Below are 22382 nucleotides of genomic sequence, written 5' to 3'. Positions count from 1 at the left end.
TCGGACCTGCGGTCAGGCGTTGGGGATCTTCTCGAACCCCTTCGTGGCCAGCTTGAGGGCGATGGCGCACGGGTCGATCTCGTCGATCGGGGTCACGCTGGCCAGGAACGCCGGGGTGATCTCGTCCGGGTCGTCGGTCAGCATCACGATCACGGAGCAGTCGCCGCCGCTCTCCTTCACCTCGTACGCGGTGTTGCCGCCGACCTCGATGGTCCGCGCCTGGCCCTCGTACTCGGCGAACGTCACCATGAACAGCACCACCGCGAACGGGTCCTCGGTGCTCTGCACGCAGCCCTTCTCGCCGCCCTTCGCGGCGCCGACGGCCGCGGCGACGTCCTCGGGCGCGAGGATGTCGCAGTCCTCGTAGCCCTCGGTCTTCTTCCTGGTGGCGATCTTCACGTCACCGCTCGGCTTCTTGCCCGACGTCTCCGGCGCGCGCGACGCGGTCGGCTGGGCGGCGCTCGTCCTGGTCGAGGAGGGCTTGCCGGAGGTGGTCTTCTCCGCGGCCGAACCACCACCGGCGGCGGCCACCGGCTTGCCCGTGACCGTGGTGGCGCACGCGGAGAGGCCGAGCGTGAGCGCCAGGGCCAACGCGGCCGTCAGGGCGGGGACTCGTCGCAGGTGCATGTCGTCTATGACCTCGTTCCGACGTGCGGGGTTCCATCCTCGATGGCCGCAATCCTGCCCGCCTCGTCACGCGAGACTCTAAGTGCACCCGGTGCGGCCCCACGTGCAGGGCGACCAACCTGTGATCACACGCCGGCAGGCGCCCTGGGTTAGGTTTCGGGCATGGACGCGGACAGGGGCAGGAAAGCCGCAGTCGTCTGGGACGAGTCCTTCCTGGGCTACGACCTGGGCGGCGACCACCCGCTCAACCCCGTGCGGCTGGACCTCACCGTCCGGCTGGCCACCTCGCTCGGCGTGCTGGACGGCGTGGACCTGATCCCGGCCGAGGCCGCCGCCGAGGCCGAGATCGAACGCGTCCACGAGCCGTCCTACCTCAACGCCGTGCGCGCCGCGCCCCTGGCGGGCTGGGACGTGGGGCACGGCCTGGGCACCGCCGACAACCCCGTGTTCGACCGCATGCACGAGGCGTCCGCGCTGGTCGTGGGTGGTTCGCTGACCGCCGCGCGGAAGATCGCCTCGGGCGAGGCGGACCGGGCCGTGAGCATCGCGGGCGGCCTGCACCACGCCATGCGCGACCACGCGGCCGGGTTCTGCGTCTACAACGACTGCGCGGTGGCCATCTCGTGGCTGCTCGACCAGGGCTTCGAGCGGATCGCCTACGTCGACACCGACGTGCACCACGGCGACGGCGTGCAGGCCGCGTTCTACGACGACCCGCGCGTGCTCACCGTCTCGCTGCACCAGAACCCGCTGAGCCTGTGGCCCGGCACCGGTCGCCCCGCCGAGCTGGGCGGTCCCGGGGCCGAGGGCACGAGCGTCAACCTGGCCCTGCCGCCGGGCACCGGCGACGCGGCGTGGCTGCGGGCGTTCGAGGCGACCGTGCCCGCCCTGCTGCGGGCGTTCCGGCCGCAGCTGCTGGTCACCCAGTGCGGTGTGGACACGCACCGCGAGGACCCGCTGGCAGACCTGGCGCTCACCGTCGACGGCCACCGCGCCGTGTACCGGCGGCTGCGGGACCTGGCCGTGGAGGTGGCGGGCGGCAAGTGGCTCGCGCTGGGCGGCGGCGGGTACGAGCTGCTGCGCGTGGTGCCCCGCAGCTGGACGCACCTGCTGGCCACCGTGCTGGACCGGGACGTCGAGCCGAACGCGCCACTGCCCGCGGACTGGGTCGCGCACGCCTCGCGGCTCGACCCGAACCGGCCGCTGCCGTCGTCGATGTCCGACGGCTCCGAGACCGGCTTCACCCCGTGGGGCGGTGAGGTCGACACCCCCGTGGACGTCGCGGTCCGCGACACGCGGCGGGCGCTGTTCCCGCTGCACGGCCTGGACCCCGACGACCCCAGGGACTGACCGTGGACGAGACCGCGACCGCTCCGGACCCGTACGACTACCCGCGGCACTGGGAGGCCGACGTCGTGCTCAGCGACGGCGGCACGGTCCACCTGCGCCCGATCACGCCGGACGACGCCGAGAAGTTGCTCGCCTTCCACGGCAGGCTGTCCGAGCGGACCCGCTACTTCCGCTACTTCGGTCCCTACCCGCGCATGCCCAGGCGGGACCTCGTCCGCTTCAGCACCGTGGACCACGTGGACCGCGTCGCGTTCACCGCGCTGCTCGGCGACGACATCGTCGCCGTGGGCCGCTACGACCGGCTCGGCGGCGGGGGTTCGGCCGAGGTGGCGTTCGTCGTCGAGGACGCGCACCAGGGCCGCGGGCTCGGCTCGATCCTGCTGGAGCACCTGGCCGCCGCCGCGCGCGAACGCGGGCTGAGCCGGTTCACCGCCGAGGTGCTGGCCGAGAACGGCAAGATGGTGCGGGTCTTCCGGGACGCGGGCTACAAGGTCAGCCGCGCCTTCGAGGAGGGCGTGCTGCACCTGGAGTTCGACATCGACCCCACCGAGGAGTCGCTGGAGGTGGCCCGCGCCCGCGAGCAGGCCGCCGAGGCGCGCAGCGTGCACAACCTGCTGCACCCCCGGTCGGTCGCGGTGATCGGCGCGTCCACGGACCGGACCAAGATCGGCCACGCGGTGCTGGCGAACCTGCTGACCGGCGACTTCAGCGGCCCGGTGTACCCGGTCAACGCCGAGCACCGGTCCGTGCGGGGCGTGCGCGCCTACCCGTCGGTGCTGGACATCCCCGACGACGTGGACCTGGCCGTGGTCGCCGTGCCCGCCGCGCGGGTCGACGACGTCATGGACGCCTGCCTCGCGAAGGGGGTCAAGGCGCTGGTCGTGGTCACGTCGGGGTTCGGCGAGACGGGGGAGTCCGGGCTGAGCGCCGAGCGCAGGCTCACCGTCGAGGCCCGCGCCCACGGCATGCGCGTCGTCGGCCCGAACGCCCTGGGCGTGCTCAACACCGACGCGGCCGTGCGGCTGAACGCCACGCTCGCCCCCACGCTGCCGGTCGCCGGCCGCACCGGGTTCTTCTGCCAGTCGGGCGCCCTGGGCACCGCGATCCTGGCGACCGCCGCCGAGCGCGGCCTCGGCCTGTCCACGTTCGTCTCGGCGGGCAACCGCGCCGACGTGTCCGGCAACGACCTGCTCCAGTACTGGGAGACCGACCCGGCGACGGACGTGGTGCTGCTGTACCTGGAGTCGTTCGGCAACCCGCGCAAGTTCGCCCGGCTGGCCCGCCGGCTCGGCCGCACCAAGCCGATCGTGGCCGTGAAGTCCGGCCGGCACGCCGTCACGCCGGCGCTCGCCGCGACCTCCGTGCCGGTGGACGAGGCGAGCGTGCAGGCGCTGTTCGAGCAGGCGGGCGTGATCCGGGTGGAGTCGCTGGCCCAACTGTTCGACACCGCCCTGCTGCTCGCGCACCAGCCGCTGCCCGCCGGGCCCCGGGTGGCCGTGGTCGGCAACTCCACCGCCATCGGGCTGCTCGCCGCAGACACCGCCCTGGCGCAGGGGCTGGAGCTGGCCTGCGACCCGGTGGACGTGGGCTCGCAGGCGGGACCGGAGGCGTTCGCCGCGGCGGTGCGGGACGCCCTGGACAACCCCGACGCGGACGCCCTGGTCGTGGTGTTCGTGCCGCCGCTGGCGGTGCCCGGCGCCGCGTTCGCCCGCGCGCTGCGCGACGTCGTCCGGGACAACGCCACCAAGCCCATCGCCTCCACGTTCCTCGCCGTGGAGGGCGTGCCGGACGAGTTGGCCGTGCCCGGTCCCGACGGCGCGCCCGGCCGCGGCTCCGTGCCGTCCTACCCGAGCCCGGAGCGCGCCGTGCTCGCCCTGGCCCGGGTCACCCGGTACGCGCGGTGGCGGTCCGCGCCGCAGGGCCGCTTCACCCGCCCCGGGGGCACCGACCGCGAGGCGGCGCAGGCGCTGGTCGGATCGCTGCGCCTGGACGAGGTCGGGGAGGTCCGGGTGGACGACGACACCGCCGTTCGCCTGCTGGCCTGCTACGGCGTGGAGGTCGTGCCGTTCCGCGTGGTCGGCTCGGCCGACGACGCGGTGCGCGCGGCGGAGGAGCTGGGCTACCCGGTGGCGCTCAAGTCGACCGACGACCGGCTGCGGCACCGCACCGACCTGCTCGGCGTGCGGCTGGACCTGTCCGCCGAGGAGGCCGTGCGCAGCGCGTACGCGATGCTCGCCGAGGTCTCCGACCAGCGGGACGTCTACGTGCAGCGGATGGCGCCCAAGGGGATCTCCTGCGTGCTGGGCCTCCAGGACGACCCGTCGTTCGGCACGCTGGTCTCGTTCGGGCTGTCGGGTCTGGTCAGCGACCTCCTGGGGGATCGCGCGTACCGGGCCGTGCCGCTGACCGACGCGGACGCGGCGGCGCTGGTGCGTGCGCCCAAGGCCGCGCCGCTGCTGGCGGGCTACCGCGGTGACGAGCCCGCGGACCTGCCCGCGCTGCAGGACCTCGTGCTCCGGCTCGCCGCGCTCGCCGAGGACCTGCCCGAGGTGCGGGAGCTGGCCCTGGAGCCGGTCCTGGCCAGCGCGGCGGGCGCCTACGTCAGCAGCGCGCGCGTCACGCTCGGTCCGCCGCCGTCCCGGCACGACACCGGTCCGCGCCGGTTGCGCTCGCCCGGCGGGGTGCGCTGACGCCGTCGCCCGCGACACGACGTCGTTGCACGAACGTCACGCTTGACCGATCCGGTGCGGCTTGTCTTCTTCGGCCTATGGACGGAATCCTTTTCCGCGCCTAGGTTCCGTCCATCCCGAGGAAGCTCCTGACAAGGGGAAGAATGGCTCTGGCACCGTTGCGCGCCCTCGTGGCGACGTGTTCCGCCGCGCTTGTCCTCATTTCGTGCTCCACCGGTGACGACACGACCGTCGCCGGCAAGGCGAGCGGTTCCGGCAGGTTGACCATCGCCGTCGCCTACGACCAGCCCGGACTCGGCCTCCGCCGGCTCGACGGCACGTTCCGCGGCTTCGACGTCGACGTCGCCCGCTACGTGGCGAAGGAACTCGGTGTGGAGGAATCCGGGATAACGTTCACCGAGGCATTGCCTTCGGAGCGCGAGAAGTTGCTCACGGAGGGCAAGGTCGACCTGGTGGTCTCCAGTTACTCCATCACCGAGAAGCGCGAGGAGGTCATCGACTTCGTGGGTCCGTACTTCCGGGCGGGGCAGGACCTGCTGGTGCGGATGACCGACGTCCGGATCACCGGGCCGGAATCGCTCGACGGGCTGCGGCTGTGCTCGGTCGCCAACACCACGTCGGCCCAGTTCGTGCGCGACCGGTTCGCCCAGTCCGTCGAACTGGTCGAGTACCCCAACTTCAGCGATTGCGTCACCGCCCTGCTGGCCGAGCAGGTCGACACCATGACGACCGACGACGTGATCCTCGCCGGGTACGCCGCGCAGAACCCCGAGCTGCTGCGGGTCGTGGGCAAGCCGTTCAGCGAGGAGCGCTACGGCATCGGCATGCGGAAGGGCGATCCCACCAGCAAGGCGAAGGTGACGGAGGCCGTCCGGAAGATGATGGACTCCGGCGAGTGGCGCAGGTCGCTGGAGGCCAACGTGGGCGACTCGGGTTACGCCATCCCGGAGCCGCCGAAGCTCGGTGGGTGATCTGCGACCCACTCCGTCAGCGGTCCGACCGGCGCGCGCACCTGCGTAGGCTCGAGGTGTGCCCGCATCGCATTTCGTGCCCCAGTACCGCGCGGACGGCCCCGTTCGCGCGGGCATCCCCGAGCACGGTCGGATACCGCGCTACTACGCGGTCAAGACCGAGCTGCTCTGGTTGGTGGACGCGCTGGGGGAGGGCTCCGCGCTGCCGTCGGAGCGGGACCTCGCCGAGCGCTTCTCCGTGTCGCGGGTGACCCTGCGCCAGGCGATCGGCGAGCTGGTGCTGGAGGGCAAGCTGCTGCGCCGCCAGGGCAGCGGCACGTTCGTCGCGCCGCCCAAGCTGGTGCAGCCGCTGTCGCTGGTCAGCTACACCGACGGCATGCGGCGGCAGGGCGTCGCCCCGGCGCGCAGCGTGATCACCGTCGAGCACCTGCCCGCGGACGAGGTGCTGGCGCGCGACCTGCGGGTGGAGCGCGGTGACGTGGTGGTCCACCTGGAGCGGGTGCTGCTGGCCGACGACGAGCGGGTCGGCCTGGAGTCGACCTACCTGTCGGCGGCGCGGTTCCCGACGCTGCTCGACGTGTTCGACCCGACCACGTCGCTGTACGCGTGCCTGCGGGAGCGGCTCGGCGTGGTGTTCGCCGAGGCCGAGGAGCGGGTGGAGACCGTGCTGGCCACGCCGCGCGAGGCGCTGCTGATCGGCACGAACCCGGCGCTGCCGATGCTGCTGCTGCACCGCGTGTCCCACGACGACGACGGCAACCCGATCGAGCGGGTCCGCTCGCTCTACCGGGGCGACCGCTTCAGCTTCATGGCCCGACTGCGCTCGGAATGACGGTCCTTTGGTCCACTGTGGACTGCCGATGGCCGCCCGGGCGCGAATATTCCTCCCGGGGCGCGTCGGCCGCACCGCTCGCGAACCGCCCGTCGGCAGGAACTTCCGAGAGCCCCGCGGAGGTACCGTGAACGGCCACGGGGACGCGAGTGCCCCTCACCCGCGACGGCGCGGGACGGACCGGGGGTGGCGCCGTGACGTTCAAGGAAGAGTTCCTGGCCGAGCTGGAGGACTGCCTGCGCGGCTACGGCGCCGTGCCGGTGCTGAACCCCAACGCGCTCGCCCGGTTCATCGACCACGTGCGGAGGATGGCCGACGACGACCCGGCGCTGCGGTGCCTGGAGGGCGTCGACCAGGGCTCCGGCTCGTTCTGGGGCAACCCCGCCGTGTGGTGGGAGCTGGTGCCCCGGTTCGGGGTGGCGTCGGTCGACTGCCGGGAACTGCTCGACCGGATGCTCGACGAGGCGATCGACGACGAGGTCGACGTCCTGGAGGTGGAGATCCGGGAGCTGCCCGGCTGGGGGCGGGAACTGCCGGGGGCCGGAAACTGAAACACCCGTTGTGCACCTGGGTCGCCAGACGCACAACGGGGAGATCGTTTCAGGCTGCGGCGGGGTCACCCCGCCGGTACTGCCGCGTGTCGCCGCTCCGCCGCTAGACCGACAGCAGCCGGTCGAAGAACGAGCGGTAGCGCTTGAGGGCCTGGCGCAGCTCCTCGGTCTCGACCTGCTCGCCCTCCTGCCACTGGCCCTCCAGGGACCGCTTGTGCTCGGCGAACGTGGTGGCCAGCGACTGGATCACCTGGGCGACCAGCTCGTCGGCCCGCTGCACGGCCTCGCGCGGGTCGTCGACGAAGTCCGCCTGCAACGTGCGCCACTCGTCGCGGTAGCTGGTGGCGTCGTCGGTGGTGAACAGCGGGGAGTCGGTGGAGTCCGCGGAGTGCTCCACGGGCGCCCCGGCGGCACCGGCCGCGGTCTCGTCGACGAACTCGTCGTCGGCGACCGGCTCGGCGTCGAGCCGCTCCCGGTCGGTCAGGTCCGGCTCGGCCACGTCGCGGTCGGCCGGCGTCTGCTCGACCGGCTCGCGCCCGTCGTACCGCTGCTCGTCACGCGCGCCGACACCGGTGTCGTAGGCGCCCGTGGCGTCCTGCTCGCGCCACTCGCGGCTCGTGTCCGCGTGGTGCCCCGTGCCGTCGTGGGTGTCGGGCCCCGAGAGGCCGTCGTCGTGCTTGTGCGGGGACGCGAAGTCCTCGGTGGTGAGGCGCTGCTCGGCCATTACCGCGCTCCTTCCCGGCGCTCGCCGTCCTGGCGGCTGCCCAGCAGATCCTCGAACAGGGTTCGGTAGTGGACCATCGCGTTGCGGAGGTCCTCGGTGGACGCCTCGCCGCGGTCCTGCCGCTGGCGGATCTCGTGCGCGTCCCGGTAGTGCCCGAGCGTGTTCGCGTGCTCCACGGACAGCAGCGACACCCGCTTCTCGTACCCCTCGGTGGGGTAACCGCGCTCGGCCATCAGGTCGGTGACCAGGCGGTCCGCCTGGCCCACCGCCGCCGACGGCTCGTCCACGAACTGCTCCTGGATGGCGGTCCAGTTGCGCGCGTAGGTGTCGCGAGCCCCGGGGTCGAGGGGGCGCAGGTCGAGCTTCGCGTGCTCCCGCTCCCGCTCGGCCAGTTCGCGCTCCGCGGCGGTCCGGTCGCCCTTGCCCTCCAGCGCCCGGTCGTACTCGGGACCGAACTTCGAGCGCAACCTCTTGCGCTGCATGGAAGAACGGGCCATGAAGGCGACCCCGGCCACCACGATCAGGGCGACGACTATCAAGCCGATGACGACGCCGGTGGACATCTCTTGCCTCCTCAGGGCTTGGATGCCACCGGACTACCCATCGCGAGTCGCGCCCGAAACCTTCATCGCTACCGGGAAACCGCCTTGCGGTACTGGCGGGTCGCCAACGGGACGAAGACCGCCAGGAACACCGCCACCCAGACCAACGTCGCCGACACCGGGTGCCGCAACGGCCACGAGTCCGCCACGGGCATCATCGCGTTGGTGTTGCCGAACAGTTCGCGCGCCGCGGCGGTCACCGCCGACACCGGGTTCCACTCGGCGAACACCCGCAACGCCCCGGGCAGGTTGCTCTCCTGCACGAAGGTGTTCGCGATGAACGTCAACGGGAAGATCACGATGAACGAGGCGTTGTTGAACACCTCGGGGCTGCGCACCATCAACCCGACGATCGCCATGCCCCAGGACAGCGCGTAGGCGAACAGCAGCAGCAGCGCGAAGCCGGCCAGCGCCTCCAGCGGCGACGAGTGGATGCGCCACCCGACGGCCAAGCCGGTCAACGACATCACCACGATGACGAGGACGTTGTTCAGCAGGTCCGACGTGGTCCGCCCGATCAGGACCGCCGAGCGCGCCATGGGCAGCGACCGGAACCGGTCGATCACGCCCTTCTGGATGTCCTCGGCCAGGCCCGAGCCGGTGATCGTCGCGCCGAACACCACGGTCTGCGCGAAGATCCCCGCCATCAGGAACTCGCGGTAGTCCATGCCCGGCACGGCGATCGAACCGCCGAACACGTAGGCGAACAGCAGCACGAACATGATCGGCTGCAACGTCGAGAACACGAGCAGGTCCGGGACCCGCTTGATCTTGATGAGGTTCCGCTTGGCGACGACCGCGCCGTCGGCAAGGGCTTCCGTGAACGCGTTCATGCCCCCGACTCCTCCTGCTTCTCCCCGTCGGCGCCCGCGGCGCCGACGGCCGTGGCGTGCCCGGTCAGCGACAGGAACACGTCGTCCAGCGTGGGCCTGCGCAGGCCCACGTCGAGCACCTTCACCGATTCGGCGTCCAGCCGCCGGATGCCGTCCACCAGCACGTCCGCCCCGCCCGACACCGGCACGGTCAGCCGGTGCCCCCGGTCGTCCAGCACGATCTCGCCGACCGCCAGCGGCGCCAGCGCGGACCTCGCCGTCCGCGCGTCCTGCGCGGTGCCCACCGTCAGCTCCAGCCGTTCACCGCCCACCTGGGCCTTCAGCTCGTCCGCCGTGCCGAGCGCGATGACCCGCCCGTGGTCGATGACCGCGATCCGGTCCGCCAGCCGGTCGGCCTCCTCCAGGTACTGCGTGGTGAGCAGCAGCGTGGTGCCGCCGGCCACCAGTTCGGAGATCACGTCCCACATGCCGAGCCGGCTGCGCGGGTCCAGACCAGTGGTCGGCTCGTCGAGGAACAGCACCGACGGCTTCGCCACCAGCGCGCCCGCGAGGTCGAGCCTGCGGCGCATGCCGCCCGAGTAGCCCTTCACCGGCCGGTCGGCCGCCTCCACGAGGTCGAACACGGTCAGCAGCTCGCGCGCCCGCTCCCGGCTGCGCCGCTTCCCCAGGTGGTACAGCCTGCCCACCATGTCGAGGTTCTCGAACCCCGTCAGGTTCTCGTCGACCGCCGCGTACTGACCGGACAGCCCGATCCGGCGGCGCAGCTCCTTCGCGTCCGCGACGACGTCCAGCCCCGTCACCGTCGCCCGGCCCTCGTCCTGCTCCAGCAGCGTCGTCAACACCCGCACCGTCGTGGTCTTGCCCGCGCCGTTCGGCCCGAGCAGCCCCATGACGGTCCCCTCCGGCACCACGAGGTCGAGGCCGTCCAGGGCCACCACCGATCCGTAGCGCTTGACCAGTCCCTCGGCCACGATCGCGTCTGCCATCGGGCCATGATGGACCCCCGCTCCGACAATTTCAGGCGGATCGCGGGTTCCGCGTGCGGGGCTAACCTCATCGGGTGTCCGATGTGATCAGGCGTGCCGTCCCGACCGACCTGCCCGTGCTGCTGCCCCTGGTGCGGGAGTTCTACGAGGTGGACGAGCACGCGTACGACGAGGACGTGGTCACGTCCGCGCTGGAGCCGCTGCTGCGCGACGACCGGTTCGGCCAGGTGTGGCTGTTCGACACCGGCTACGCGGTGCTCACCTGGGGCTACTCGCTGGAGTCCGGCGGGCGTGACGCGCTGCTCGACGAGTTCTACGTGCGCAACCGGGGCGGCGGCGTGGGCGGCGCGGTCGTCGCCGCGCTGGTGGAGCGGGCCCGCGCGGCCGGCGCGCGGAAGGTGTTCCTGGAGACCGAGGACCGCAACGAGGCCGCGCGCCGGTTCTACCGTCGGCACGGGTTCGCGGACGAGGCGTCGACCTGGCTCAGCCGCGAGCTGCGGGCCGACTAGTAGCCGGCCGTCCGACAGGTGGCCGGCGGGGGTGACGCCCGGAGTTCAGACTCGCGAAACCTATATGTGGCCGAACTGTTGCCCGCTCCGATCGCGGCCCGCGACCACCGGAGCGCGCGGTCGGGGGCGCTCGTCCCGCCGGTCGCGCCGTCGTGGGCGGTCCCGTCCGCCCCGCCCGTCCGGAGCGCGCGGTCCCGGCCGTCCGTCGTCGTGGCCCGGATGCCATAACCGCTCGTCGCGGCTGTCCACCGCGGACCGGACCGCCGGTGCGGACCGGCGGGTCGCGCGGCGCGCACCACGTCGCGGGGCACCCGACCCGCGGCCGTGAGACCCCCTCCGGCGAAGCATGCCGTAGAGGCGCATATGCGCTGTACGTCGCTGGATCAAGGGAACCGGCCACGCGGTGTCCGCGCACTAAGGTGTCCGCAGTTCTTTCAGCGAGGAGTGTGTCCCGCATGGCAGCCGTCCAAACCCGACGCAAGCGCAAGCTCGGTCAGTTCCTCAACGCCCTGCGCAAACGGGCGGGCAAGACCGAGGTCGACTACCACGCGCTCACGCGCAAGACGCAGTCCACGCTGTCGCGCATGGAGAACGGCTACATCAGTCCGAGTTGGACCGAACTGGGAGCACTCCTCGGGCTCTACGGCGCCACGGACGCCGAACGGCGCGAAGCGGAAGCGCTGTGGGAGGACGCCAAGCAGGACGGCACGCGACTGGTCTACGCGGCGGCGTACACGCCGGAGGCGCGCACCTACGCGCGGCAGGAGGCCGACGCCACCGAGGTGCGGACGATCGAGATGATCGTCATCCCCGGCCTGCTCCAGACCCCCGCGTACGCCGCGGCCATCCGGCTCGCCGGTCAGCGCTTCATGGACTCCTCGGTGTCCGTCGAACAGGTCGCCGCCGCACTCGCGAACCGGCAGCGCCGACTGCCGGGGCTGCGACTGCACGCCGTGATCGACGAGGCCGCGCTGCACCGCGTCGTCGGCGGCCGGCAGGTCATGCGCGAGCAGTTGTCGCATTTGCTCGACACGGGGAAGCGGGACAACGTCGTCATCCAGGTGATCCCGTTCGAAGCGGGCGCCCACGGGACCATGTCCGGGGGCGGCGCGACCGCCCTCCGCTTCGACGACAGCGATCCTTCAGCCGTCTACCTCGAGTACGCCGGCGGCGGTAAGTGGGTGGACAATCCCGCCGATGTGCAAAAGTACCTGCTGCACTTCGAGGAAATGGTGAACGAGGTCGCCCTGTCGCCCAAGGACTCGGCCTCGTTGATCAGGAAAACGGCAACGGCACTGAAGGACACATGATCAACGACAAGACGTGGCGCAAGAGCACCCACTCGGGTGCCGGCAACAACTGCGTGGAACTGGCCGTGGGCCGGACGTCCACGCGGGTCCGGGACAGCAAGCGGCCCGAACCGCAGTTGGCCTTCGGGGAGCGCCCTTTCCGGGCGTTCCTCGCACTCCTCCGACAAACCTGACCGTCACCGCCAGACCACCGTCCGCTCCGGTGTCGCGGTCACCGCGGCGCCGTGGGCGGCGGCCCCGTCCGGTCAACCGGTTCTCGCCGTCCGTGGTGGCAGGGTTGTCCATAAGCCGTTCGTGTTGTTTGTTCACCCCTGCAAGGTCCACACGTAGTTGTTTTTCTTCCCCTTGATGCCCCCGGTCGGGTGACCGCAACGTCGTTGAGTGCTCGTTTAACTGCTAAGGGTGCTCATATTCGGCGTGATGCATCGACAATGAATGCTCGTCACCCGTCGAAAGCGCGTCACGCAGGTCGGGCGTCGCATTGAAAGTCTCGCCCGGTTCGGCGACTTCGTCGTCCGGTCCGGTGAGTCGGGCGCACTCGTGCGAACCGCGGCCCCCCGCTGCGCGCCGAGATCCACCCGGATGTCACCACGACCGCCCCGTCGAGGGCGGCGCGACGCCACTGTGAGTGGGTGGCGGCTCCGTCGCGTGCCGGTGCCCGTCCGGTCCTCATGGGATTCGGCACCGGAGGTCGGGCGCGGTCCCGGCACCCGGCGGCTCCCGCGACACGTCGGCGAACGCCCCGCGGGCCGGCACCGCCTCGTCGGGTGCTGACGGACCCGACGAGGCGGTGCGACGGCGACGGCGCGAGCACAGTGTCCCCCACCCGACCTCGTCGCACCGGACCCGAATGCGCGACTCATCGGTCCCGAGTGCCGGGCCCTCGCGAGAGTCCAACCCCCGGGAGCGGCGAGTCCAGCGTTCGGGAGCCGTGAGTTCTACGTCCAGGCCGGACGCGGAAGGCGTTCGACCCCTCCGGGGTGCTCGCGACCCCCGCGACGTGGGTGCCTCCACCGCCTCGCCGCTCCTCCGAACGCCGGTGGCGCGTACCCGTCGGGGCCCACCTCCCCGTCGGTTCACGAGCGCCGACCACACGGCCGGATCTCCGAGGACGCCCCCGAGTCGACGTGCCGCACGCGGGTCGGCACCACGACGTCCACAATGGACGTGTCGACGCGGTGCGGTTGCCCGCTGGGCGAGCCCGGGCGGCGGCTCCGGCGGATCGGGCGGAACCGGTCGCCGCCGCCGGGTCGGCCTCGACGAGGCGCCGACCGGGCTCGGTCCTGGTTCGGGCGCACCGCCGGCACGCTGCCGGCAGTGCGCCCGAACCAGGACCGAGCCCGAAGTCCCGTCCCATCCCGAGGCGATCGTGACTGACTCGATCAGGTGATCATCGAGGAGGAGATGTACGTAAACGCGATCTCGCGACTCGGTGGGAACACGAGGAAACCCCGAGCGACCACGGCCGTCCCCCCGCGTCACCCGCCCAGTCCTCAATGGACCGCGAGCACCCCGTCGACCCGGCGCGGGATCCCCAGCGGGTTGCCGTCCCGCAGCTCGGCGGGCAGCAGCTCGTCCGGCCAGGACTGGTACGTGACCGGCCCGACCCACCGCCGGATGGAGGTAGCACCGACCGACGTGTGCAGCGCGTTCGTGGTCGACGGCCAAGGTCCGCCGTGGTGCATCCCCCACGCCACGGCCACCCCGGTCGGCCAGCCGTTGAAGATCAGCCGTCCCACGACCGGCCGGAGCGCCTCGGCGACCCGCCCGGCGTCGTCGAGTTCGGCCTCGGCCGCGTGCACCGCGCCCGTGAGCGTGCCCGGCAGCTTCGGCAGCACGTCGAGCAGCTCGTCGACCGACGAGTAGGTCACCACCACCGCCGCCGGCCCGAAGTGCTCCTCGGTCAGCGTCGCCAGGTTCTCCGCGAACCCGGCCAGCGGCACCTCGTACAGCTTCGGCTCGACGCTCCACCCCTCGGCGGGCGCCGTGCCGTGGGCGACCAGTTCGGCCAGGCCCGACGCGGCCAGGTCCTCGGTGCCCGAGCGGTAGGCGTCGCACATGCGCTCGTTGAGCATCGGCCCGCCGACCGCGCCGGACACCGCCGCGGCGAGCGCGGGGACCAGCGACTCGGGCGCGAACAGCAGGCCCGGGTTGGTGCAGAACTGGCCGACGCCGAGCGTGAGCGAGCCGGCGAACTCGGCCGCGAACCCCTCGGGACGCGCGGCGGCGGCGCGGGGGAGGACGACGGCCGGGTTGATGCTGCCCAGCTCGCCGTAGAACGGGATCGGCTCGGGGCGGGACGACGCGAGGTCGAACAGCGCCCGGCCGCCGGCGGTGGAGCCGGTGAAGCCGACGGCCTTGACCGCGGGGTGGTTGACCAGCGCCACGCCGGCCTGCTGGCCGTGGACCACGCCGAAGACGCCCGGTGGCAGGGCGGATTCGACGATCCGCGCGGTCGCCTCGGACGTGCCGGGGTGCGACGGGTGCGCCTTGACGACCACCGGGCAACCGGCGGCCAGGGCGGAGGCGGTGTCGCCGCCGGCGATCGAGAACGCGAACGGGAAGTTCGAGGCCGCGAACACGCCGACCGGCCCCAGCGGGCGGAGCATGCGCCGGAGCACGGGACGTGGCGGGATGATGTCGGGGTTCGCGGTGTCGAGGGTTGCCTCCACCCAGCTGCCCTCGCGCAGCACCTCGGCGAACAGGCGGAGCTGGTTCGTCGTGCGCTTCAGCTCGGTGGTCAACCTGGGTCGGCCCAGGGCGGTTTCGGTGTCGGCCAGGGTGACGAGCGCCTCGGACCCGGCGTCCAGCGCGTCGGCCACCGACTCCAGGGCGTCGGCCCGGTCGCGGGCGGGCAGCGCCGACCAGGTCGGGAAGGCCGCCGCCGCGGCGGTGACGACCCGGTCCACGTCGGTGTCGCCCGACTCGGGGATCGGTGGGCCGGAAGGTTCGCCGGTACGGGGGTTGTAGCCCTGCACGCCCCGCGCACGCCGCGTTTCCGGGACGTCCTGCGTGTCCTGGACGTCCTGAGTGGTCCGCGCCTCCGTCATCGACCGGCCTCCTTGACGGCCGTGTCGAAGTCCGGACCGCACCACGCGCCACCCAGGTGGGTGTACGCGGGCGAGGCGGGGTCGAGTTCGCCCTTCTCCGCCAGGACCTCCTCGGCGAACACCTCGGAGTCGTCCTGCGACTTGTAACCCAGCGCTCCGGCCTCGGTCAGCGAGAACCACCTGCGGGTGTTGTCCGAGACGCCCCACACGACCCGGAACCCCGGTGACGGCGCCGACAGGCACGCCTCGAACAGCCGCGCGCCGTCGTCCGGCGACAGCCACGTCGACAGCATCCGGGCGTCGCGCGGCTTCTCGAAGCACGACCCGATGCGCACCGCGATCACGTCCATCCCGTACCGCGACGCGTACAGGCTGCCCAACGCCTCCAACGCCACCTTGCTCACGCCGTAGTACGTGTCCGGCTGCGGGAACAGGTAGTCGCCCGCCTCACCGGAGGACCGCTGGTAGTACCCGACCGCGTGGTTCGAGCTGGCCAGCACGACCCGCCGCACCCCGGCCCGGCGCGCAGCCTCCAGCACCACGTGCGTGCCGTTGATGTTCACGTCGAGGATCTCCGCCCACGGCCGTTCCAGGCTGTGGCCGCCGAGGTGGATCACGGCGTCGACGTCCGCGCAGGCGGCCTCCATCGCGGCCGCGTCGGTCACGGACGCCGTCACCAGTTCCACCCGTTCGTCGGAGTCCGACGGGGGGATCGGGGCGATGTCGAGCAGGCGCAGGGTCCGGTCCGGGGCGGCCAGCCGGCTGCGCATCAGCGTGCCGACGATGCCGGCCGCCCCGGTGATCAGGATTCGTTCGGTCACCATTCGACCTTTCGGGGGAACGAGAGGGGACAAGCGGGAGAACGGGGGGAGGAGCGGGGAGCGGGCCGGGAACCGCGTCAGCGGCCGAACTGGCGGAGCAGTTCGGTGATCGTGCGGGCGCCGTGGAGGAGCGCCTCGATGACCTGGCGCTCGTGGTCCTGGTCCAACCGCCCCAGCGGTACGGAGCAGCTCATCGCGTCCAGCACGGGGTTGCGGTAGGGCAGCGCGACGGCGAAGCAGCCCAGGCCGGGCGTGTTCTCCTCGCGCTCGTGGGCGTAGCCGAGGGCGCGGAACCCGGCCAGCTGCGCGTGCAGCGCGGGCCGTTCGACGATCGTGTTCTGGGTCAGCGGCGCCAGGCGCGCGGGCAGGATGGAGTCGACCTCGGCGGGGGCGCGGGCGGCCAGCAGCGCCTTGCCCAGCGACGTCGAGTGCGCGGGCAGGCGGCGGCCGACGCGGGACACGACGCGCAGGTGGTGCTCGGACTCGCGGCTGGCGAGGTAGACCACGTCGGCGCCGTCGAGCCGGGCGAGGTGCACGGTCTCGTTGATCTCGCGCCGGACCTGCTCCATGACCCGGATGGCCACCTGCACCACGGGGTCGTGGTCGAGGTAGGAGGTGCCGACGAGCAGCGCGCGCACGCCGATGCCGTAGGTGCCGCGGGTCTGGTCGAGTTCGACCCAGCCGCGGGCGACGAGCGTCTGCAGGAGCATGTAGAGGCTCGACTTCGGGTAGCTCAGCTCGCGGTGCAGTTCGGTCAACGTCAGGGGCCGGTCCGACGACGACAGGACTTCGAGCAGTTCCACAGTCCGGTCGGCGGACTTGACCGCGTTCGGCCGAGCGGGTGACGCGGGTCCAGTCACGAAGTCCTCCACGGGAAACGTTCCGGCAACACGCTCTTGACACGTCGCAGCGCCGATTCTTACAGTCCGGCCAACACGTTCACAAGTACGACCCCGCTTCACATATATGAAAAGTATGGCCGTGAATCAGGAGTCAGGGTCAATGAGAACTTCCGACCGGTGCGTCGAGGCTGCCGCTGCGCCGACCGCGTCGGGGTTCGCCGTGCCCGGTGCGCTCACACCGGACGCGCACGACCCGGCCTCCCGGAGGGCGGTCCGGTGACGGCGGTCGAGGCCGCCCGAGACGTGGGGGCGGTGGCCGGCGGCGGCGGTGCCACCGCTCCCCACCCCGTGAGGCGACCCCGCCGGGGCCGCCTCACGGGAACCACCCGGCGGGGGACCACCGGACACCGCCGCCGCCCCGCTCACCTTCCGGCACAACGGGTCCGGCCCCGCTCCGGCCGACCCGACCACCTCCGAACCCACCACCTCGGGCCCGCACGCCCGCGCCCCGCTCACCACCGCCCCCACGACCGCCCACCGGCGGTACGGTCGGGCGGGGGAGACGGCGCGGGCGTCGCGGGGAGGTCCGTCAGCGCGTTCGCCGCCTGTGCGCTGGCTCGCGAGGAGTTCCGCGATCGCGGTGCTCGTCTCCACCGGGACCGGGGAGCGGCACCCGCCGCCGCCGGTCGCCGCCGCCGACCGCAGCACTGCCGGGGCCGGTGCCCGACCTGCTCGCGCGGAACCCCTCCGCGCGCGGCCGGTCCGCGCACCCGCCGCCGCAAAGTCCTTCCTGCGTGGGATCACCACCGGAGCGATCAAGGATGAAGGTCTGGGTATGCAACTGGATGGGGTGCTGTTCTTCCCGGTGACGCCGTTCGACGCGGACGGCGCGCTCGCCGAGGACGTGCTGGCGGAGCACGTCAGGCGCGGGGTCGCGGCGGGCGCCGGCGGCGTGTTCGTCGCGTGCGGCACCGGCGAGTTCCACGCGTTGGAGCCGTCGGAGGTCGAACGGGCGGTCACCGTCGCGGTGGAGGCCGCGGCGGGGCGCGTGCCGGTGTTCGCGGGCACGGGCGGCCCGCTGCCGGTCGCGCGCGAGCTCGCGCGCGGGGCCGGGCGGGCGGGCGCGGACGGCCTGCTGCTGCTGCCGCCGTACCTGGTGACCGGTCCGCCCCAAGGGCTGGTCCGGTACGTCACCGGCGTGGCGGAGGCGACGGACCTGTCGCTGATCGTCTACCAGCGCAACAACGCGGTGTTCACGCCGGAGACGGCGGTCGAGGTCGCGTGCCTGCCGACCGTGGTGGGCCTCAAGGACGGGCTGGGCGACATCGACCTGCTCCAGCGGATCGTGCTGGCGGTGAAGGCCGAGGTGGGCAAGCCCTTCCAGTTCTTCAACGGCCTGCCCACCGCCGAGATGACCGTGCCCGCGTACCGGGGCATCGGCGTCGACCTGTACTCGTCGGCGGTGTTCGCCTTCGCGCCGGAGATCTCGCTGGGCTTCTACAAGGCCGTGCAGGCGGGCGACCAGGCGCTGGTGAACCGCTACCTCGCCGAGTTCTACAAGCCCCTGGTCGAGCTGCGCGACAAGGTCCCCGGCTACGCGGTGGCGCTGGTCAAGGCCGCCGTGCGGGCCACCGGACTGGACGTCGGCGGCGTGCGGCCCCCGCTGGTCGACCCGTCGCCGGAGCACCTGGCCGAGCTGGAGAAGGTCGTCGCCGCGGGGCGGAGCCTGGCCGCATGAGGATCACCGACATCGCGGTCACCCCGGTCGCCTTCCGGGACCCGCCGCTGCTGAACTCGGTGGGCGTGCACGAGCCGTGGGCGCTGCGCACGATCGTCGAGGTGCACACCGACGAGGGGATCTCCGGCCTCGGCGAGACCTACGGCGACATCGGCCACCTCGACCGCGTGCGCGGCGCCGCGCCCGGCCTGGTGGGCCTCGACGTGCACGACCTCAACGGCCTGCGGGCCCGGGTCGCCGACGCCCTGGGCGGCGCGGCGGGCTCGGACCGGCACGGCCTGACCGGGCCGCTCACCGCCGAGTCGACCGTCGACCGCGTGTTCGCCTCCTTCGAGGTCGCCACCTGGGACATCCGGGGCAAGGCGCTGGGCCGCCCGGTCAGCGACCTGCTCGGCGGGGCCGTGCGCGACACCGTGCCCTACAGCGCCTACCTGTTCTACAAGTGGGCCGGGCACCCCGGCGACGAGCCCGACGCGTTCGGCGAGGCCCTGGACCCGGCCGGGATCGTCGCCCAGGCCGAGGCGCTGATCGACGCGCACGGCTTCGGCTCGATCAAGCTCAAGGGCGGCGTGCTCGACCCGCGCCAGGAGGTCGAGGCGGTCCTCGCGCTGCGCGAGGCGTTCCCCGACCACCCGCTGCGGCTCGACCCGAACGCGGCGTGGACGCCCGCCACGTCGCTGGAGGTCGCCGCCGCCCTCGACGGCGTCCTCGAGTACCTGGAGGACCCCGCGCCCGGCATCGACGGCATGGCGGAGGTCGCCGCCGGGGCACCCATGCCGCTGGCGACGAACATGTGCGTCATCGCCTTCGAGCACCTCGCCCCCGCGGTGGCGCGGGGAGCGGTGCAGGTGGTCCTGTCCGACCACCACTACTGGGGCGGCCTGTCGCGCTCCAAGGAGCTGGCCGCGATCTGCCGGACCTTCGGCATAGGCCTGTCCATGCACTCCAACTCCCACCTCGGGATCAGCCTCGCGGCCATGACGCACCTGGCCGCGGCCACGCCGAACCTGAACTACGCCTGCGACACCCACTACCCGTGGAACGCCGCGGACGACGTGATCACGACGCCGTTCACCTTCGTGGACGGCGCGGTCCGGGTGCCCACCGCGCCCGGCCTGGGCGTCGAGCTGGACCGCGACGCCCTCGCCCGTGCCGCCGAGGCGTACCGCGCCTGCGGCCTCGTCCAGCGCGACGACACGGGGTACATGCAGCAGCACGACCCGTCCTACGAGAGGAAGCGCCCCCGGTGGTGAGGACCGTCGCCCACGTGTACCCGTGGGACGTCGTCGGCGACCCCGACGCGGTGTCCCGCGTGGCGTCGCTCGGCGTGGACGCCGTGGCCCTGGCCGCGTCGTACCACACCGTGCGCGCCGCGACCCCGTTCCACCCGCGGCACCGGCTGGTGGACGCGCGGCACGCCGCGTTCTACCTGCCGGTGCGGGACGAGGCGTGGCGGGGCAAGCGCTTGCGCCCCGCCGAGCCGTCCTGGGTGGACGGTCCCGACCCCTACGGTGAGGCCTCCGCGCTGCTGCGCGGGGCCGGCCTCCCCGTGTACGCCTGGACGGTGCTGACCCACAGCAGCCGGCTGGGCGAGGCCAACCCCGACCTGGTGGTGCGCAACGCGTTCGGGGACGCCTACCCCTACGCGCTGTGCCCGTCGAACGACGACGTCGCCGAGTACGCCTCGACACTGGTGTCCGAGGTGCTCGAACTCGGCCGGCCGGACGGCGTCGTGCTGGAGGCGTGCGGCCCGCTCGGGTTCTTCCACGGCGGCCACCACGAGAAGACCGACGGCGCCGACTGGTCGCCGGTGCAGCAGAAGTTGCTGTCCCTGTGCTTCTGCGCGGCCTGCGCCACCCGCTACACCGACCCGGAGGGCCTGCGCGAGGCGGTCCGCACGGGGATCGACAGCGGGGCGCGGGTCGTGGAGGAGGCGCTGGGCGAGCGGGCGGCGCACGTGCGCGAGGTGCGCGCGGACGTCTCCCGCGCCCTGCGCCGCCGCCTGGTCGGCGAGATCCGCGCCGCCGCGCCGGACGTGCGCATCGGCGCGCACGCCACCGCCGACCCGTGGGGCACCGGGCCGTTCGCCACGGTCGCCGGTGGCGTCGACGCCGACGTCGACGTGCTCACGCTGACCTGCTGGCCGGGCGTCGACGCGTCGCTGCCCGCGATCCGCGCCCTGCGCGCGGAGGCGCCGGGCGTGCGCACCGCCGCGTACGTGCTGGCCCTGCCGCCCAAGCCGGTCGACGGGGACGCCCTGCTCCGGGAGTGGGTCGCCTATGCCGAGGCGGGCGTGGAGGAGTTCCACCTCTACCACGCGGGGCTCGCCTCCGAGCAGCGCCTGGACGCGCTGCGACACGCCGTGGCGGGGATCGGGGATCACCTGAACGGGTGGTAACGGGCAATTGTGAAAAGGGCGGGGCAACCCCGGACGCCGGGGGCTCCGTCCTTTCCACATGAGGAGCACAGGAACGCTGGGAACCGCGCTCGGTGCGGGCGCGCTGCTGATCGCACTAGTCGGCTGCTCGTCGTCCACGCCCGTGGGCGCGCAGAGCGGTCCGACGCTGACCACGGTGCCGTCGTCGAGCGCACCCGCCTCCGAGGAACCGGAGTTCGACAGCCCCGTGCCGCCGGAGGGGCAGGAGGTGCCCGCGGAGAAGATCACCGCCTCCGTGCCCGAGGGCACCCCCACGACGGTCTGGACCGAGGAGGACGGCACCGTCCTCGGCGCCATCGGCCAGGAGGGCGGGTGCACCAGGGCCAGCCTGGAGATCACCGAGCAGACCGCCCAGGCGGTCAAGGTCGTGCTCGTCGAGACCACCCCCGCCGACCAGGAGGTCTGCACCATGGACATCCGGTACCCGCCGCTGACGGCGAAGCTGGACGCGCCGCTCGGCGACCGCCGGGTGGAGCTGACCACCCGCCAGGACACCGAGTAGGTCCCCGCCCCGGTGCCCGGTCGACCCGCCCCGGTCGGCCGGGCACCGCCCTGTGCAACCACCGGGGGCGCGACTACCGTCTTCTGACCATGAGGAACGCCAAGGTCGCCGTCCCCGCACTCGTCCTGCTCGCCCTCGCGGCCTGCACCAGCACGGGGTCCTCCGGTCCGTCGGACACGTCCTCCACGGGCACGTCCGCAACGTCGTCACAGCCCTCGACAACGTTGTCATCCCCCGGTTCGCCGACCGGACCGGCCCAGTCGCGCCCCACCGAAGTCCCACCGCCGCCGCAGACCAGCGCCGCGCCGCTGCCCGGCGGTTCGACCGAGGTCCCGGACGGGCGGGTGGACGGCGCGACGCTGCCCGACACCTACAAGCGCGAGGCGTGGGCGTCCGCCGACGGCCGGACCGTGCAGGTGGTCGGCCTCGCGGGCGGCTGCAAGACCGCGTCGGCGGAGGTCACCGCCCAGTCCGCCGACCAGGTGCAGATCACGCTGGTGACCACGTACCACCCGCCGGCCGGAGGGGGGGTGTGCACGGAGGAGTTGCGCGACGTGCCGCTGAACGTCGTGCTCGACGCGCCCCTGGGCGACCGGCGGATCGTGCTGGAGTCCCGCGAGCAGACCGGCTGAACCGCTCCTGACCTCCACCGGCAAGGCTGTGGACGACGCGCGGGAACGGCTCGTCGCCCACGTGCCGCCGGGGCGCTCCCGCCCTTCCCCTCCTCACTCCTCCACGGGGAACGGGCACGCGCCGTCCCACGCCACCCACACGTTGGTCTCCACGTCCTCGACGCCCGTGCCGGCCTCGCCGACGTAGAGGCCGAGCGGGCACCGGTGCGCGGAGAGCCGGCGCAGCGTCCACGACTTCAGGTCGCCCCCACCGCCCTCGACGAGCCGGCCCGCGTGCCGGTCGACGCGCTTGAAGCGCGCCGTCGTGCCGTCCGACTCGATCACGCTCAACTGCCGGAACCGCGAGCCCACTGTGATCATTCCCCGTCACTTTCC

Annotated in this window: 22 protein-coding genes; 13 read left to right on the top strand and 9 right to left on the bottom strand. The window is 72.8% G+C overall.

The features are described from left to right. Nucleotides 1-12 precede the first annotated feature (12 nt). A complete protein-coding gene (locus CKY47_RS17370; protein ID WP_306746886.1) occupies nt 13-627 on the bottom strand; it encodes a hypothetical protein in 615 nt (204 codons plus the stop codon). Nucleotides 628-789: 162 nt separating this feature from the next. On the opposite strand from CKY47_RS17370, the gene CKY47_RS17365 reads away from it, so the two are divergent. The 5 genes from CKY47_RS17365 to CKY47_RS17345 all read left to right on the top strand — a co-directional run bounded on the left by CKY47_RS17365 (nt 790) and on the right by CKY47_RS17345 (nt 7021). Then, nucleotides 790-1977 carry an acetoin utilization protein AcuC gene (locus CKY47_RS17365; protein WP_306746885.1) on the top strand — a complete coding sequence of 396 codons (1188 nt, stop codon included), beginning with the start codon at nt 790-792 and terminating at the stop codon, nt 1975-1977. 2 nt (nt 1978-1979) lie between these two features. Then, entirely contained in the window at nt 1980-4667 is a 2688-nt protein-coding gene (locus tag CKY47_RS17360) for a bifunctional acetate--CoA ligase family protein/GNAT family N-acetyltransferase (protein ID WP_306746884.1), read from the top strand. Between the two features lie 143 nt (nt 4668-4810). Further along, complete coding sequence (locus CKY47_RS17355) at nt 4811-5638, top strand: glutamate ABC transporter substrate-binding protein (RefSeq protein WP_306746883.1); 828 nt, start codon at nt 4811-4813, stop codon at nt 5636-5638. Nucleotides 5639-5696: 58 nt separating this feature from the next. Further along, nucleotides 5697-6470 (top strand): GntR family transcriptional regulator, encoded by a 774-nt coding sequence (locus CKY47_RS17350; RefSeq protein ID WP_306746882.1) that lies wholly within the window; start codon nt 5697-5699, stop codon nt 6468-6470. A gap of 194 nt (nt 6471-6664) precedes the next feature. After that, on the top strand, nt 6665-7021 hold the full coding sequence (locus tag CKY47_RS17345; protein WP_306746881.1) for a hypothetical protein: 357 nt from the start codon (nt 6665-6667) through the stop codon (nt 7019-7021). A 103-nt stretch (nt 7022-7124) separates the two neighbouring features. On the opposite strand, the gene CKY47_RS17340 is transcribed toward CKY47_RS17345, so the two are convergent. The 4 genes from CKY47_RS17340 to CKY47_RS17325 form a co-directional block, all read right to left on the bottom strand. Next, entirely contained in the window at nt 7125-7745 is a 621-nt protein-coding gene (locus CKY47_RS17340) for a hypothetical protein (RefSeq protein WP_306746880.1), read from the bottom strand. Further along, entirely contained in the window at nt 7745-8308 is a 564-nt protein-coding gene (locus CKY47_RS17335) for a hypothetical protein (protein ID WP_306746879.1), read from the bottom strand. Before CKY47_RS17335 ends, CKY47_RS17340 begins: the two co-directional genes overlap by 1 nt. 68 nt (nt 8309-8376) lie before the next feature. Beyond that, nucleotides 8377-9180, bottom strand: coding sequence for an ABC transporter permease (locus CKY47_RS17330; protein ID WP_306746878.1), 804 nt, complete (start codon nt 9178-9180; stop codon nt 8377-8379). Continuing rightward, a complete protein-coding gene (locus CKY47_RS17325) occupies nt 9177-10166 on the bottom strand; it encodes an ATP-binding cassette domain-containing protein (RefSeq protein WP_306746877.1) in 990 nt (329 codons plus the stop codon). The genes CKY47_RS17330 and CKY47_RS17325 overlap by 4 nt, the downstream gene beginning before the upstream one ends. 74 nt (nt 10167-10240) lie before the next feature. Between CKY47_RS17325 and CKY47_RS17320 the strand changes: the two genes are divergently transcribed. The 3 genes from CKY47_RS17320 to CKY47_RS17310 all read left to right on the top strand — a co-directional run bounded on the left by CKY47_RS17320 (nt 10241) and on the right by CKY47_RS17310 (nt 12158). Continuing rightward, nucleotides 10241-10675 (top strand): GNAT family N-acetyltransferase, encoded by a 435-nt coding sequence (locus tag CKY47_RS17320; protein ID WP_306746876.1) that lies wholly within the window; start codon nt 10241-10243, stop codon nt 10673-10675. A gap of 455 nt (nt 10676-11130) precedes the next feature. After that, nucleotides 11131-11985: a helix-turn-helix domain-containing protein gene (locus tag CKY47_RS17315; protein WP_306746874.1), complete on the top strand. Its 855-nt coding sequence runs from the start codon at nt 11131-11133 to the stop codon at nt 11983-11985. Then, nucleotides 11982-12158, top strand: coding sequence for a DUF397 domain-containing protein (locus CKY47_RS17310; RefSeq protein ID WP_306746873.1), 177 nt, complete (start codon nt 11982-11984; stop codon nt 12156-12158). Before CKY47_RS17315 ends, CKY47_RS17310 begins: the two co-directional genes overlap by 4 nt. Nucleotides 12159-13478: 1320 nt before the next feature. Here the strand turns inward: CKY47_RS17310 and CKY47_RS17305 are convergent. The 3 genes from CKY47_RS17305 to CKY47_RS17295 form a co-directional block, all read right to left on the bottom strand. Continuing rightward, nucleotides 13479-15035, bottom strand: a complete 1557-nt coding sequence (locus CKY47_RS17305) for an aldehyde dehydrogenase (NADP(+)) (RefSeq protein WP_306746872.1) — start codon at nt 15033-15035, stop codon at nt 13479-13481. Continuing rightward, nucleotides 15032-15859, bottom strand: a complete 828-nt coding sequence (locus CKY47_RS17300; protein WP_306746871.1) for an NAD-dependent epimerase/dehydratase family protein — start codon at nt 15857-15859, stop codon at nt 15032-15034. Before CKY47_RS17300 ends, CKY47_RS17305 begins: the two co-directional genes overlap by 4 nt. A 74-nt stretch (nt 15860-15933) precedes the next feature. Continuing rightward, complete coding sequence (locus tag CKY47_RS17295) at nt 15934-16716, bottom strand: IclR family transcriptional regulator (RefSeq protein ID WP_306746870.1); 783 nt, start codon at nt 16714-16716, stop codon at nt 15934-15936. 817 nt (nt 16717-17533) lie between these two features. Between CKY47_RS17295 and CKY47_RS17290 the strand changes: the two genes are divergently transcribed. The 5 genes from CKY47_RS17290 to CKY47_RS17270 all read left to right on the top strand — a co-directional run bounded on the left by CKY47_RS17290 (nt 17534) and on the right by CKY47_RS17270 (nt 22007). Continuing rightward, nucleotides 17534-18436: a 5-dehydro-4-deoxyglucarate dehydratase gene (locus tag CKY47_RS17290; protein ID WP_306746869.1), complete on the top strand. Its 903-nt coding sequence runs from the start codon at nt 17534-17536 to the stop codon at nt 18434-18436. Beyond that, entirely contained in the window at nt 18433-19689 is a 1257-nt protein-coding gene (locus CKY47_RS17285; protein ID WP_306746868.1) for a glucarate dehydratase family protein, read from the top strand. Before CKY47_RS17290 ends, CKY47_RS17285 begins: the two co-directional genes overlap by 4 nt. Continuing rightward, nucleotides 19686-20834 carry a hypothetical protein gene (locus tag CKY47_RS17280; protein WP_306746867.1) on the top strand — a complete coding sequence of 383 codons (1149 nt, stop codon included), beginning with the start codon at nt 19686-19688 and terminating at the stop codon, nt 20832-20834. Before CKY47_RS17285 ends, CKY47_RS17280 begins: the two co-directional genes overlap by 4 nt. Before the next feature lie 58 nt (nt 20835-20892). Further along, nucleotides 20893-21375, top strand: coding sequence for a hypothetical protein (locus CKY47_RS17275; protein WP_306746866.1), 483 nt, complete (start codon nt 20893-20895; stop codon nt 21373-21375). 89 nt (nt 21376-21464) lie between these two features. Beyond that, nucleotides 21465-22007 (top strand): hypothetical protein, encoded by a 543-nt coding sequence (locus tag CKY47_RS17270; protein WP_306746865.1) that lies wholly within the window; start codon nt 21465-21467, stop codon nt 22005-22007. 93 nt (nt 22008-22100) lie between these two features. Here CKY47_RS17270 and CKY47_RS17265 read toward each other — a convergent pair whose 3' ends face one another. After that, complete coding sequence (locus tag CKY47_RS17265; RefSeq protein WP_306746864.1) at nt 22101-22367, bottom strand: hypothetical protein; 267 nt, start codon at nt 22365-22367, stop codon at nt 22101-22103. Nucleotides 22368-22382: the final 15 nt, after the last annotated feature.

The organism is Saccharothrix longispora (genome assembly GCF_030852425.1).
Classification (GTDB): Bacteria; Actinomycetota; Actinomycetes; order Mycobacteriales; family Pseudonocardiaceae; genus Actinosynnema; species Actinosynnema longispora.
Note: the sequence above shows the minus strand (reverse complement) of the source record. Positions and strands in the feature narration are given on the sequence as shown.